Source organism: Micromonospora sp. NBC_01392 (assembly GCF_045040125.1).
In the GTDB taxonomy this organism is placed as follows: Bacteria; Actinomycetota; Actinomycetes; order Mycobacteriales; family Micromonosporaceae; genus Micromonospora.
Genome location: NZ_CP109549.1, coordinates 6,114,201 through 6,127,696, shown reverse-complemented (window position 1 = coordinate 6,127,696; position 13,496 = coordinate 6,114,201). Strand labels below are relative to the sequence as shown.

Genomic DNA, 13,496 nt, shown 5'->3' with positions numbered 1-13,496 from the left:
ACGTCGGTTTCGCACCGAATGGGCGGTCCGTAACTGCAAGATCGGCGGTTGGGGGGTCGGGGGCTCCCCATGTGGGGTGGGGTGTCCGGTTTGGGGGTGGTGGGCGGCACGCTGGCGGTGGAATGGGTCGGGGGGTCGCGGCGTTGTATCCCGGTGCACGGCCGAGGAAGGCAAGCGCCCCCCGCCTGGGAATGACGGCGGACCCCCGGTCGTTACACACAGTTCCAGCGCCGCGATGAGGCCCCCGCCCCGCGAGCAGCCGGAACCCCCGAGCTTCTTCTTGTGCGCCTGACGGTGCCCGCACCCCCCCTGGTGCGTTGACCCCCGAATGGAGCCCTCTGATGAACACGATGCTGCGTAAGAGCGTTCTGGGTATTGCTGGTCTGGCTTTCACCGGTGGTGTGTTCGCCGGTCCGATCGCCGGTCACGTCGAGTCCGCGCACGCCGCCACGGCTGCCAAGCCGGTCGCGGTGGCGAGCGTGCAGGGTGAGCAGTCCACGATCAACCTCAACGACGAGCAGACCGCCAACGTCAAGGCGATCATCGCCGCGACGAAGAAGGCCGGGCTGCCCGAGCGGGCCGCGGTGGTCTCGATCGCGACCGCGTTGCAGGAGTCGAAGCTGGAGAACCTGGGCCACCTCGGCGACCGCAATGACCACGACTCGTTGGGTCTGTTCCAGCAGCGCCCCTCCTCCGGGTGGGGCACCCCGGAGCAGATCACCGACCCCGAGTACTCGACCCTGGCGTTCCTGAAGGGCCTGAAGCAGGTCGACGGCTGGCAGGACATGCCGCTGACCAAGGCCGCGCAGACCGTGCAGGTGTCCGCCTACCCGGACGCGTACGCGCAGTGGGAGAAGCAGGCCACCGACCTGGTCAACAAGCACTGGACCAAGTAAGACGGCACGAAGGCCGGCACCCCGGACAGGGGTGCCGGCCTTCAGCGGCTCACCGGCCGACGGCAGTGGTAGACCAGGGCCGGTGGCAGGTTCGCCCAGACCGTCCGCCCGATCGTCACCTCCTCGAACGCCCCGGTCAGCAGGTGCCGGAAGCGGCGGGCGGGCCGGGTCGCGAGCGCGTGCCGGTACGCGAACGTGGTGAACACGCCGCTCGGCCGCAGCGCCGCACGCACCGCGTCGAGAACGGCCAGTTGCCGCCCGGCGCCGAAGGCCGCCCAGGGCAGCCCGCTCACCACCACGTCGGCGGCGGGCAGGTGCCGCTCGGTCAGCACCCGGTCGAGGGTGGCGGCGTCGGCGCGTACCACCTCGACGGCGGCGTGACGACGGGCAAGCGCGGCGGCGAAGCTCGGGTTCAGTTCGACCGCCAGGTGCTGGCCGCGTCCGGCCAGCCGCTGCTGGATGGCCCGGGTGAAGGCGCCGGTGCCGGGGCCCAGCTCCACCACCAGCGGATGCCCGTTGCGGGGCACGGCGGCGGTGATGTCCCGGGCGAGGACCGACCCGCTCGGCAACACCGCGCCGGTGGCGAACGGGTGCCGGGCGAACTGGCCGAGGAAGGTGGGGGCGTCGCTGATCACGCCGACCGACGGTAGGCGCGCGGACGCCGCCCGGGTCTCGTGCGGCGGGCCGGCACACCGGCCAGTCGGAGGAGGGGCACCGGCCGGTGGAAGGGCTGGCCGCCGCGTCCGGCTCCGTATGGTGGCCGCATGGGGGGCAGGCGGTGGAGCTGGTGGCCCGAGCTGCTGCTCGGGCTCGGCACGGCCGCGCTGGGGTTGATCAGCACCCGGATTGTCCTCCCCGGCATTCCGCGCGAGGCGTGGGCGGGGGTCTTCGCGGTGCTCACCGGCCTGGTCCTGGTGGGCGTCCGGCGCTGGCCGTGGCCGGTGCTGCTCGCCACGTCGGCGCTGCTGGTGGTGGCCGACGCGGTGACGGTGACCGGCGCGGACACCGCCCAGTTCGCCGCCGCGGTCGCGTTGGGCTACGTCGCGTACCGGTCGAGCTGGCCGGCCACGGCTGCCGGGTACGCGCTGCTGCTGACCGTGACGCTGGTCAACGTGATCGACCCGGGCAACGCGGAGGTCCTCCGCGGCGGTGTCGGCGTGTTGCGGCTGGTGATGCTGGCCGGGATCGCCGCCGCGCCGGTGGCGTTCGGCCGCTACCTCAGCGGCGTGCGCCAGGCCGCCCGCGCGGCCGAGGAACGGGCCCGGGAGGCGGAGGAGCGGCGGGCGACGGAGACCCGGATGGTCCGGCTGACCGAGCGCACCGCGATCGCCCGGGACCTGCACGACATCGTCGCGCACCACGTCGCGGCGATCGCGCTGCGGGCCGGCGCCGCCCGGTACGCGGTGCAGCACACCGGCCGCCCCGATGAGGCGGTGTTGGCGCTCGACGAGCTGCGGGACACCGCCGGCCAGGTGCTGGACGAGCTGCGGGAACTGCTGGAGGTGCTCCGTGACCCGGACGCGGTGGCGCCGGCCGAGACCTCCGTCGATCCGGCGCAGGTGATCCGGGACGCGGCCCGGCGGGTGCGGGAGGCCGGCCTGGCGGTGCAGGTACGGATGCCCGAGGTGCTGCACATGCCGCTGGTGGGAGGCACGACCGCGGCCCGGGTGGTGCAGGAGGCGCTGACCAACAGCCTGAAGCACGCCGGGCCGGGCGCGGTCGTCTCGGTCGACGTCCAGGTGACCGCCGGCGCGTTGCTGATCGAGGTGTGGGACAGCGGCCCGGCGCGTCCGGGGCCCCGGCTGCCGGCCTCGGGGCACGGGCTGCGTGGCATGCGGGAGCGGGTGGGCCTGCTCGGTGGGACGCTCGTCGCGGGTGGCACCGAGGGCGGCGGCTGGCGGGTCCGGGTGCGGCTGCCGATCAGGGAGAACGAATGATCAGAGTGTTGGTGGTCGACGACCAGACGCTGGTCCGGGCCGGGGTGGGCCTGGTGCTGCGGACGGCCGGGGGCTTCGAGGTGGTGGGCGAGGCCGGCGACGGCCACGAGGCGGTCCGGCTCGCCGAGCGGCTACGGCCGGACGTCATCCTGATGGACCTGCGGATGCCCCGGTTGGACGGCATCGAGGCGACCCGGCGGATCCTGCGGCAGCAGCCGGCGGCCCGGGTGCTGGTGCTGACCACGTTCGCGGACGACGCGAACGTCTACGGGGCGCTCGGCGCGGGCGCGCAGGGCTACCTGGTGAAGGACGGCGCCCCGGAGGAACTGGTCGACGCGGTGCGGCGGGCCGCCCAGGGTGAGCCGCTGCTCGCCCCGCCGGTGCTGGCCCGGGTGCTGCGCCGCGCGCTCGCCGCGCACGACCGCGACCGTACCCCCGATCCGGCCGTCGCGGGGCTGGGCCTGCTCAGCCCGCGGGAGCGGGAGGTGCTGGCGCTGGTCGGGGCGGGACTGTCGAACGCGGAGATCGCCGCCCGGCTGCACCTCGGCGTGACCACGGTGAAGACGCACGTCTCGGCCGCGATGGAGAAGCTGGAGCTGCGGAACCGGGTGCAGGCCGCGGTGGTGGCGCATCGGCTCGGTCTGGTCGACGACGGGTTCAACCCGGTGCCGGATCCGGGTGGACCCTAGGGCCACGACCGGCCACCCGGAGGACCCGCCCCGGCCGCGGGCAGGACGTCACCGGCCGACGCCGCGGCGACGCTGGTAGGCATGACCTTCCTGGATTCCCTGGTGGACCGGCTCGACACCCTGCCGCCGGGCCTCCTGCTGCTGGTCGCGGCGGCGGTGCTCGCCGGCGAGGTGGGGCTGCTGGCCGGGCTGGTGCTGCCGGCCGCGACCACCATGCTGACGGTCGGCTTGCTGGCCCGTGCCGGCCGCGTCGACCTGGGCGCCGCGCTGGCGGTGACCACCACCGCCGCGTTCGTCGGGGACCAGCTCGGCTATCTGGAGGGGCGGCTGCTCGGCCCCCGCCTGCGTGGTGGGCCGGTCGGCCGGTGGGTGGGGGAACCTCGTTGGCGGCGGGCCGAGGCGCTGGTCGCCGCCCGGGGCGGGACCGCGGTGCTGCTGGGTCGCTGGACCGCGTTCGTCCGCACGCTGGTGCCCCGGGTGGCCGGGGCGGCCGGACTGCCGTACCGCCGGTTCGTGCTCTTCGACGGCCTGGCGGTCGTCGTCTGGGTGCCCGGCACGGTGCTGGTGGGCTGGGCGGCCGGCGGACTGCCGGCCGGTCTCCCGGCCGCCGCCGGGGTGGCGGTGGTGGTGGCGGTCGCGCTCGCGGTGGCGTTCCGGCGTCTGCGGGTACGCCGACGGCGCGCGGCCCGCCGCGCCTGCTCCGGGCCGGTGCCGGCGCGGGCGGGCGGCACCCGCCGCCGGCCGGGTTCCCGCCGTCCGGGGGCGGGCCGGACCGCGCCCGTCCGGCGGGGCGCGGTCGACCGCTGCTGACCCGGCCGGCCGCTCCGCCGGAATCCGGTCACCGGGTACGACTGGCTGCCGTCAGGTCGGGTATGCGGGCCTGCGCGTGGTGCGGCCCGCCGACGGTCAGCGCTTCCCGCCCGGCACCCATAGCACGTCGCCGCCCGGATTTGCCGTTCTTGACAGGATAAAGAGCAGATCGGAGAGCCGGTTGAGATACTTTGCCGGGAGCGTGCTGGTCCGATCGGGGTCGTGCGCGACCAACGCCCATGCCGCACGCTCGGCGCGCCGGGCGGTCGTCCGTGCCACGTGCAGCAGCGCCGCGCCCGCGGTGCCGCCGGGGAGGATGAAGGAGTCGAGCTTGCCCAGGCGCGCGTTGAACTCGTCGCACCAGCCCTCGAGGCGTTCGACGTACTCCTCGGTGACCCGCAGCGGCGGGTACTCCGGGTCCGGCTCGACCGGCGTCGCCAGGTCCGCGCCGACGTCGAACATGTCGTTCTGCACGGACTCCAGCACCCCGCGCAGCTCGTCCGGGAGCTGCCCCAGGGCGAGCGCGACGCCGATCGAGGCGTTGCACTCGTCGACGTCCGCGTACGCGGCGATCCGCGGATCGGTCTTCGGCACCTGCTCGTTGTTGCTCAGCCTGGTCATGCCGGCGTCGCCGGCCTTGGTGTAGATGCGCGTGAGGTGGACGGCCATGACGCACAGCCTACGGATACCTGACCTGACCATCCCGGTGCGGCCCGACCGGCCGACCGCGGTGGGGCCGGGCGACGCCGGCGACCCGGCGGTCAGCGACGTCGACGTCATCCGGGTACGCGGGGACGCCCGGCTGGCCGGCACCGTGCACGTGGTGGGCGCGAAGAACTCGGCGTTGAAGCTGATGGCCGCCGCGCTGCTCGCGCCCGGCCGTAGCGTGATCACCAACGTGCCCCGGATCACCGACATCGCGATCATGGGTGAGGTGCTGCGCCGGCTCGGCTGCGGCGTACGCTTCGGCCCCGACGACCCGGTCGACCCGATGGTCGCCGGCGGCGGCAAGGAGCGGTCCCGCTCGGTCGTCATCGACGTGCCGGAGCGGCCGGGCGCGGAGGCCGACTACGACCTGGTCCGCCGGCTGCGCGCGTCGATCTGCGTGCTCGGCCCGCTGCTGGCGCGGCGCGGGCACGTCCGGGTGGCCCACCCCGGCGGCGACGCGATCGGCTCGCGCGGCCTGGACATGCACATCGCCGGGTTGGCCCGGATGGGCGCGGACATCTCCGGTGAGCACGGCTTCGTCATCGCCGAGGCGCCCGACGGGCTGCACGGCGCGGACATCGTGCTGGACTTCCCGAGCGTGGGCGCCACCGAGAACCTGGTGATGGCGGCGGTGCTGGCCCGGGGCACCACGACGATCGACAACGCGGCCCGGGAGCCGGAGATCGTCGACATCTGCACCATGCTGAACCGGATGGGCGCCCGGATCTCCGGCGCCGGTTCCTCGATGGTGCAGATCGTCGGCGTGCCCGACCTGCGCCCGGTGCGGCACGCCACGGTGGGGGACCGGATCGTGGCCGGCACCTGGGCGTTCGCCGCCGCGATGACCCGCGGCGACGTCACCGTGACCGGCCTCGACCCGGCCTACCTGGAGGTCGCGCTGGACAAGCTGGTCTCGGCCGGCGGCCTGGTGGAGACGCGCGGCGACGCGTTCCGGGTCCGGATGGACGACCGGCCGGCGGCGGTGGACGTGGTCACGCTGCCCTACCCGGGCTTCGCCACCGACCTGCTGCCGATGGCGATCGGGCTGGCCGCGGTGAGCCACGGCGGCTCCCTGATCACGGAGAACATCTTCGACGGCCGGTTCATGTTCGCCAACGAGATGATGCGGCTCGGCGCGGAGATCCGCACCGACGGCCACCACGCCCTGGTCTGCGGCCGGGAGCGGCTCTCCGGCGCCCCGGTCCGGGCCACCGACATCCGGGCCGGCGCCGGCCTGATCATCGCCGGGCTGTGCGCGGACGGGCTCACCGAGGTCTCGCACGTGCACCACGTCGACCGGGGCTACCCGGACTTCGTGGCGGACCTGCGGGCGCTCGGCGTCGAGGTGGAGCGGGGCACCGCGCCGGAGGAACCGGACCTGGCCATCTGACGGTCCTTATCCCTCGTTAAGTAGGGTTCTCCCAGACGGTGTAGGAAACGGGCGAGGGAGAAGCAGATGGCGGGTCGACTCGCGGTCGTCGGTGCCGGGCTGATGGGCTCGGGCATCGCCCAGGTGGCGGCGCAGGCGGGCTGGCAGGTGACGCTGCGCGACGTCGACGACGCGGCCACGAAGCGGGGCGTCGACGGCATCCGGAAGTCGCTGGCGAAGTTCGCCGAGAAGGGCAAGATCGAGGCGTCCGACGTCGAGGCGACGCTGGCCCGGATCACCCCGACCACCGAGCTGGAGGCGGCGGCCGACGCGGACATCGTGGTCGAGGCGGTCTTCGAGAAGATCGAGATCAAGCACGAGGTGTTCCGCGCGCTGGACAAGATCTGCAAGGCGGACGCGGTGCTGGCCACCAACACCTCGGCCATCCCGGTCACCCAGATCGCCACCGCCACGCAGCGTCCGGAGTCGGTGGTCGGCACCCACTTCTTCTCGCCGGTGCCGATGATGAAGCTCTGTGAGCTGGTCCGGGGCTACAAGACCGCCGACGCGACCATGGACACCGCCCGGTCGTTCGCCGAGGAGATCGGCAAGACCGTCGTGGTGGTCAACCGGGACATCGCCGGTTTCGTCACCACCCGGCTGATCTGCGCGCTGGCGATGGAGGCGGTCAAGCTGGTGGAGTCCGGCGTGATCTCCGCCGAGGATCTGGACACCGCCTGCAAGCTGGGCTTCGGGCACGCCATGGGCCCGCTGGCCACGGTCGACCTGACCGGCGTGGACGTGCTGCTGAACGCCACCCGCAACATCTACACCGACACGGCGGACGAGAAGTTCTTCCCGCCGGAGCTGCTCCAGCGCATGGCCACCGCCGGTGACCTGGGCCGCAAGTCCGGCCAGGGTTTCTACCCGTACTGAGTCGTGCGGACCGCCCCCGGCCCGTGCCGGCCGGGGGCGGCTCACGGCCGGGGCGGGGTGAGCGCGGCGCCGAGCAGCGCGAACGCGTCCGGGATGACGGTGCCCCAGTAGCCGAAGTTGTGCCGCCCGTCGGCCCAGGACGCGCGTACCGGGCGTTCGGGCAGCACCCGGGCCAACGCGCGGACGTCCTTCAGGAAGTTGTCCTGCCGGCCGCACCAGAGCCCGACCGGTGTGCCGCGCAGCCTCTCCACGCCGTCGAAGACCGCGTCGCCGCGGCTGACCGCCGGCGAGAAGGCCGCGACCATCCGCGCCCAGTCCGGGTACGTCTCGGCGAGCAGCAGCGCCCCGAAGCCCCCCATCGACCAGCCCCAGACGGCCAGCCGGCTGCTGTCGAAGCCGCTCCGGGCGCACCAGGCGGGCACCTCCTCGCGCACCATCCGCTGCGGGTCGTCGTTGCCCGACGGGCGCCAGGAGAGCCGGCCGCCGGTGGCGCCGGCGAGCGCGAACGGCGGTGCGCCGCGGCGTACCGCGTCGGTGAGGAAACGGGCCAGCCCGAACCGGCCGTAGTCGCGCGGGGTGGCCGAGGCGCCGTGCAGCACCAGGCAGACGGGCAGGCCGCGGCCGTCGCCGTACCCCTCGGGCACGGCGGTCCAGAAGTCCACCTCCCGGCCCCGCGCGGCGGAGGCGATGCGGATCAGCCGTTCGTCGCCGGCCGGCGCGTCCGGCGCGGCGGGTCCGGGCCCGGGGCGGGGCTCGGCGAGCTGCCGGGCGGCCAGGCCGCCGACCAGGCCGGCGCCGACGATCCCGCCGGCGGCGGTCAGCACCGTCCGCCGGCTCAGCGTGCGTCCCATGCCGGGCAGTGTGCCACCCCGGGTGTAAGGAGGGGCCCCTTCTTAACGCCAGGCGTTAAGAAGGGGCCCCTCCTTACACCTCAGCCGTCGCGGCGGGTGGTCCAGCGGAACGTGGTCAGGCAGAGGACCAGGCCGATCACGCACCACGCGCCGAGCACCAGCGCGACCGTGCCCAGCTCGAACGAGCCGCCCGGCTCCTGGCCGCCGAAGCTGTCCGGCAGGAAGACCGAGCGCAGGCCCTGGCACATCCACTTCAGCGGGAAGATCGCCGCTACCTGCTGCATCCAGGTGGGCAGGCTGGTGAAGACGAAGAACACGCCGGAGATGAACTGGAGGACCAGCGCGACCGGGGTGACCACGGCCGAGCCGCTGCGGGCGGTGCGGGCCAGCGACGAGATGGCGATGCCGCAGAGCGTGCAGGCGGTGACGCCGAGCACGGCGACCCAGCCGAACGTGAGCCACTTGGCGGCGGTCTGCGGCAGGTCCAGGTCGAACAACGCCACCGAGACGGCGAGCAGCAGCGCGGTCTCGGCGACACCGATCACCACCACCATGATCACCTTGCCGGCGAACCAGACCCACTTCGGCATCGGCGTGCCCCGGTAGCGCTTGAGCACGCCCCGGTCCCGCTCGATCGGGATCCAGATGCCGAGGTTCTGGAAGCTCACCGTCATCAGGCCGGTCGCGATCATGCCGGTGATGAAGTACTGCGTGTAGCTGACGCCCGGGGCGATCTCGTCGCTGAAGATCGCCGCGAAGATCAGGATCATGATGATCGGGAAGCCCATCGTGAACACGACGGACTCCCGGCTGCGCAGGAACTGGGTGATCTCCAGCCGGCCCTGGCGCAGCGCCAGCGCGCCCGCGCCGGTCCGCCGGGCCGGTGCGGCGGCGACCGGGGCCGTCGGTTTCGTCGTGGTGGTCATCAGTGTCCGATCATCCGCAGGTAGACGTCTTCCAGGGTCGGCCGGGTCACGGTGAGGCCGGGCACCTCGCCGCCGAAGCGCGCGGCCAGGTCGTACACCAGCGCCGTCGGCGTCGCGGTCTGCGCCGACCCGGGCGTCCCGTCCGGGTTACGCCAGGAGACGGTCGCCAGCGACTCCTGCCGGTTGCCCAGCATGTTCGGCGGCGCGACCTCCACCACCCGGCCGGCCGCGATCACGCCGACCCGGTCGGCGAGCGCCTCGGCCTCGTCCAGGTAGTGGGTGGTGAGCACGATGGTGGTGCCGGCGGCGGCCAGGTCCCGGATCAACTCCCAGAACTCGCGCCGCGCCTCCGGGTCGAAACCGGTGGTCGGCTCGTCGAGGAAGAGCAGCTCGGGGCGGCCGATGATGCCCAGCGCCACGTCCAGGCGGCGCTTCTGGCCGCCGGAGAGCGTGTGCGTCCGCGCCTTCGCCTTGGCGCCCAGCCCGACGCGTTCGACCACCTTGGCCGGGTCGTCGGCGTCCGGGTAGAAGCCGGAGAAGTGCCGGACCACCTCACCCACGGTCAGCTCGTCGAACTCGCCGGTGCCCTGGAGCACGATCCCGACCCGGGCGCGCCAGTCGGCGTCGGCGTGGGCCGGGTCGACACCGAGTACCCGCACCTCGCCGGCGTCGCGGTGCCGGTAGCCCTCCAGGATCTCGACAGTGGTGGTCTTGCCCGCGCCGTTCGGGCCGAGCAGAGCGAACACCTCACCCCGGTGGACGTCCAGGTCCACCCCGGCCACCGCGACGTTGTCGCCGTACGTCTTGCGCAGTCCCCGTACGGAGATCGCGAGCTGCTGGTCCATGACTCAAGTGTGCGTCCTGCGGCCCCCGGCCCGGTCCCGGGGTGAGCTATATACGCGAGGTATACACTCGGTGTATTATCGCCGCATGACCGTTCCCTTGACCCTGCTCGGCCTGCTCGAACGCGAACCGAGTCATGGCTACGACCTGAAACGCGACTACGACACGTTCTTCGGACGCGGCAAACCGCTGCCGTACGGGCAGGTCTACTCGACGCTGAGCCGGCTGGCCCGGGACGGCAAGGTGATGGTCAGCGACGTCGCCCCCGGCGCCGGGCCGGACCGCAAGCGCTACGTCATCACCGACCGGGGCGCCACCGAGGTGGAGCACTGGCTGACCGAGCCGGTGGAACCGGAACCCCACCTGCAGACCGTGCTGTTCGCCAAGGTCGTGCTCGCGCTGATGCTTGATCGTCCGGCCGAGGCGTACCTGGACACCCAGCGCGCCGCCCATCTGCACCGGATGCGCGAGCTGACCGAGGTCAAGCGGAACGGCGGGCTGGTCGACGTGATGCTCGCCGACCACGGCCTCTACCACCTGGAGGCGGACCTGCGATGGATCGAGGCGACCGGCGCCCGACTCGACGCGCTGCGGAAGGAGGTCCGGCGATGACCGTGACGATCGAGGCGCGCGACGTCACGTTCGCGTTCGGCGAGACCCCCGCCCTGCGCGGCGCGAGCCTGGCCGTGGAGGCCGGTGAGGTCGTCGCCGTGATGGGGCCCAGCGGCTCCGGCAAGTCGACGCTGCTGCACTGCCTGGCCGGCATCCTGCCGCCCGACTCCGGCGAGGTTCACTTCGACGGCAACCGGATCGACACGCTCGGCGAGGCCGACCGGAGCGCGCTGCGCCGGGACCGCTTCGGGTTCGTCTTCCAGTTCGGCCAGCTCGTCCCCGAACTCACCGCCGCGGAGAACGTCGCGTTGCCGCTGCTGCTCGGCGGGGTCCGCCGCGCGCCGGCGCTGCGGGCCGCGCACGGCTGGTTCGACCGGCTCGGGCTGGCCGGCCTGGAGCACCGCCGCTCCGGTGAGCTGTCCGGCGGGCAGGCGCAGCGGGTCGCGCTGGCCCGGGGCCTGGTCGCCCGCCCGCAGGTGCTCTTCGCCGACGAGCCCACCGGCGCGCTCGACTCGCTCACCGGCGAGGAGGTGATGGCCCTGCTCGTCGACACCGCCCGGGAACAGGGCACCACAGTCATCCTGGTCACCCACGAGCCGCGCGTCGCCGCGTACGCCGACCGCGAGGTCGTGGTGCGGGACGGGCGGATCAACGCCCCGGCCCGGGTCGGCTCGTGATCTCCCTCGCGCTCCGGCTCGCCGTCGCGGGTGGTCGGGAGGCGCTCGTCCGGCTGGTGGTCATCGCCGCCGCCGTCGCGATCGGCACCGGGCTGCTGCTCACCACCGTGGCCGGCGTGCACGCCACCAACGCCCAGCTCGGCCGGTACGCCGCGATGTACCCGCAGGAGACGGCGGGGGGAGCCACCGATCCGCTGCTCTGGTCGACCCGGTACGACTACTTCCACGGCGCGCAGATCCTCCGCGTCGACGTCGCCGCCACCGGGCCGACCGCGCCCACCCCGGTCGGGGTGCCCCGGCCCCCCGCCCCCGGCGAGTGGTACGCCTCCCCGGCGATGCGGAAACTGCTTGCCACCACCCCGGCCGACCAGCTCGCCGACCGCTACCCGGGCCGCGACCTCGGCATCATCGGCCCGGCGGCACTCACCTCGCCGGACGCCCTGCTCATCCTCGTCGGTGGCACCCCGGACCAGGTGGGCGCGTTGGCCGGGGTCCGGGAGGTCACCCGGGTGGACGGCAACGAGGCGCCGCTGCCGGAGACCGCGATCGACCTCATCCTCGGCGTGGTGGCCGGCGGGCTGCTCTTCCCCGTGCTCATCTTCATCGGCACCGCGACCCGGCTCGGCGCCGCCCGCCGGGAGCAACGCTTCGCTGCGATGCGCCTGGTCGGGGCCACCCCGCGACAGATCTCGGTGGTCGCGGCCGGGGAAGCCACGCTCGCCGCGGCCGTCGGCGTCGCGGTCGGCTTCGCGCTGTTCCTCGCGTTCCGCCCGCAGCTCGCCGGGATCCCGTTCACCGGTATGCCGTACTTCCCCGACGACCTCGCCCTCGGCGTGCCGGACGTCCTGCTGGTGGCGCTCGGGGTGCCGGCGGGCGCGGCGGTCGCCGCCCGGGTCGCCCTGCGTCGGGTACGGATCTCCCCGCTCGGCGTCACCCGGCGGGTGACACCGAGGCCGCCGCGGGCGTACCGGTTGATCCCGCTCGTGCTCGGTTTCGCCGGGCTGGGCTTCGCGTTGCTCTACCGGCCCGGCACCGCGGACGGCCAGACCGCGCTCTTCCTGCCCGCGCTGCTCCTGATCATGATCGGGCTGGTCGCCGGTGGCCCCTGGTTGACCATGGTGGGGGCGCGGGCGATGGCGGCCCGGGCCAGCCGGCCGGCGGCGCTGATCGCCGCCCGTCGGCTCGCCGACAATCCGGCGGCCGGGTTCCGGGCGGTCAGCGGCGTGATGCTCGCGCTCTTCGTGACGACCGTGGCGGTCGGCATCATGGGGACGATCGCGGCCGAGCGCGGCCCGGCCCCCCGGGGTTCGCTGGAGGCCGGTCGGCTCTCCTTCTATCCGGGGGACGACGCGCCGGTGCCCGCCACGCTGCTGACCGAGTTGGCCGCGGTCCCCGGCGTGCGGGACCCGGTGGTCGTCCGGCAGAACCCGGTGCGCGCCCTCGGCCACGAGTTCGGCGTCATCGCCTGCGCGGACATCCCACCCGCCTACGGGCGGTGCGCCGACGGGGTGACCGTCGCCGAGGTGGCGTCGGGCCTGATCCCCTGGCGGGCGTCCGCCTCGGCGGACCGGATCTGGCCGGCGTCCACCGTCGACCCGGCCGTCCTCCCCGGGCTGCCGGCGGACTCCGTGGCGGTCGACGCGGACGGCCCGGTCGCGGTCGAGCGGGCCCGGACGGTCATCGAACGCGCGATCCCCGCCTTCGCGGTGGCCCCGAACGTGCCAGGTGACTTCGAGTCCGACTTCACCAACACGATGCGGGGCTGGCAGCGGTTGGCCGACGTGGTCGTGGTGGCCAGCCTCGTGCTCGCCGGATGCAGCCTGGCGGTCGGTGTGGCGGCCGGCCTCAGCGAACGGAAGCGGCCGTTCAGCCTGCTGCGGCTCACCGGCGCGCCGGTGCGGCTGCTGCGCCGGGTGGTGGCGCTGGAGAGCGTGGTGCCGATGCTGACCGTCGCCGCGGTCGCGGTCGGGATGGGCCTGGTCGCCGCGCACCTGTTCCTACGCGCGCAGATGCACTACGACCTGCGCCTGCCCGGGGTCGGCTTCGTCGCCGTGGTGGCCGTCGGGTTGCTCGGCTGCCTGGCCGTCATCGCCGCCACGCTGCCACTGCTGGAACGCGTCACCGGCCCGCAGACCGCCCGCAGCGAGTGACCCGCCCGGTGGGTCGGCCACATGTGCGGGCCCGGCCGACCCACCGGCGCGGACATCCAACTGTGTGGTTTTGCACAGCCGCTTTTACTGAA

At 73.9% G+C, this 13,496-nt stretch carries 14 protein-coding genes; 9 read left to right on the top strand and 5 right to left on the bottom strand.

The genetic code is table 11. The features are described 5' to 3' along the window. The first annotated feature begins 341 nt into the window (after positions 1-341). Positions 342-896, top strand: a complete 555-nt coding sequence (locus OG767_RS26595) for a hypothetical protein (protein WP_405090985.1) — start codon at positions 342-344, stop codon at positions 894-896. Positions 897-937: 41 nt separating this feature from the next. On the opposite strand, the gene OG767_RS26590 is transcribed toward OG767_RS26595, so the two are convergent. Continuing rightward, a complete protein-coding gene (locus OG767_RS26590; RefSeq protein WP_281937592.1) occupies positions 938-1,531 on the bottom strand; it encodes a class I SAM-dependent methyltransferase in 594 nt (197 codons plus the stop codon). A 129-nt stretch (positions 1,532-1,660) separates the two neighbouring features. Here OG767_RS26590 and OG767_RS26585 point away from each other — a divergent pair, with 129 nt between their 5' ends. The 3 genes from OG767_RS26585 (at position 1,661) to OG767_RS26575 (ending at position 4,332) form a co-directional block, all read left to right on the top strand. Continuing rightward, a complete protein-coding gene (locus tag OG767_RS26585; RefSeq protein ID WP_405090984.1) occupies positions 1,661-2,833 on the top strand; it encodes a sensor histidine kinase in 1,173 nt (390 codons plus the stop codon). Next, entirely contained in the window at positions 2,830-3,522 is a 693-nt protein-coding gene (locus OG767_RS26580) for a response regulator transcription factor (protein ID WP_281937587.1), read from the top strand. The genes OG767_RS26585 and OG767_RS26580 overlap by 4 nt, the downstream gene beginning before the upstream one ends. A gap of 81 nt (positions 3,523-3,603) precedes the next feature. After that, positions 3,604-4,332, top strand: a complete 729-nt coding sequence (locus tag OG767_RS26575; RefSeq protein WP_405090983.1) for a DedA family protein — start codon at positions 3,604-3,606, stop codon at positions 4,330-4,332. Between the two features lie 96 nt (positions 4,333-4,428). On the opposite strand, the gene OG767_RS26570 is transcribed toward OG767_RS26575, so the two are convergent. Then, complete coding sequence (locus tag OG767_RS26570; RefSeq protein ID WP_107157005.1) at positions 4,429-5,001, bottom strand: cob(I)yrinic acid a,c-diamide adenosyltransferase; 573 nt, start codon at positions 4,999-5,001, stop codon at positions 4,429-4,431. On the opposite strand from OG767_RS26570, the gene murA reads away from it, so the two are divergent. Further along, positions 5,000-6,430: a UDP-N-acetylglucosamine 1-carboxyvinyltransferase gene (gene murA / locus OG767_RS26565; RefSeq protein ID WP_405090982.1), complete on the top strand. Its 1,431-nt coding sequence runs from the start codon at positions 5,000-5,002 to the stop codon at positions 6,428-6,430. The genes OG767_RS26570 and murA overlap by 2 nt on opposite strands. A 66-nt stretch (positions 6,431-6,496) precedes the next feature. Continuing rightward, positions 6,497-7,345 carry a 3-hydroxyacyl-CoA dehydrogenase family protein gene (locus OG767_RS26560; protein WP_107157007.1) on the top strand — a complete coding sequence of 283 codons (849 nt, stop codon included), beginning with the start codon at positions 6,497-6,499 and terminating at the stop codon, positions 7,343-7,345. A 41-nt stretch (positions 7,346-7,386) separates the two neighbouring features. Here OG767_RS26560 and OG767_RS26555 read toward each other — a convergent pair whose 3' ends face one another. From OG767_RS26555 to OG767_RS26545, 3 genes are all read right to left on the bottom strand, one after another. Further along, on the bottom strand, positions 7,387-8,196 hold the full coding sequence (locus OG767_RS26555; protein ID WP_405090981.1) for an alpha/beta hydrolase: 810 nt from the start codon (positions 8,194-8,196) through the stop codon (positions 7,387-7,389). Between the two features lie 80 nt (positions 8,197-8,276). Then, complete coding sequence (locus OG767_RS26550; RefSeq protein WP_405090980.1) at positions 8,277-9,122, bottom strand: ABC transporter permease; 846 nt, start codon at positions 9,120-9,122, stop codon at positions 8,277-8,279. Further along, a complete protein-coding gene (locus tag OG767_RS26545; protein WP_405090979.1) occupies positions 9,122-9,967 on the bottom strand; it encodes an ABC transporter ATP-binding protein in 846 nt (281 codons plus the stop codon). Before OG767_RS26545 ends, OG767_RS26550 begins: the two co-directional genes overlap by 1 nt. Before the next feature lie 85 nt (positions 9,968-10,052). On the opposite strand from OG767_RS26545, the gene OG767_RS26540 reads away from it, so the two are divergent. From OG767_RS26540 to OG767_RS26530, 3 genes are read left to right on the top strand one after another with little or no spacing between them, the layout of a single operon-like run. Further along, positions 10,053-10,577, top strand: a complete 525-nt coding sequence (locus tag OG767_RS26540) for a PadR family transcriptional regulator (RefSeq protein WP_281937576.1) — start codon at positions 10,053-10,055, stop codon at positions 10,575-10,577. After that, on the top strand, positions 10,574-11,254 hold the full coding sequence (locus OG767_RS26535; protein WP_405090978.1) for an ABC transporter ATP-binding protein: 681 nt from the start codon (positions 10,574-10,576) through the stop codon (positions 11,252-11,254). The genes OG767_RS26540 and OG767_RS26535 overlap by 4 nt, the downstream gene beginning before the upstream one ends. Continuing rightward, positions 11,251-13,404, top strand: a complete 2,154-nt coding sequence (locus tag OG767_RS26530) for an FtsX-like permease family protein (protein ID WP_405090977.1) — start codon at positions 11,251-11,253, stop codon at positions 13,402-13,404. The genes OG767_RS26535 and OG767_RS26530 overlap by 4 nt, the downstream gene beginning before the upstream one ends. The last annotated feature ends 92 nt before the right edge of the window (positions 13,405-13,496 follow it).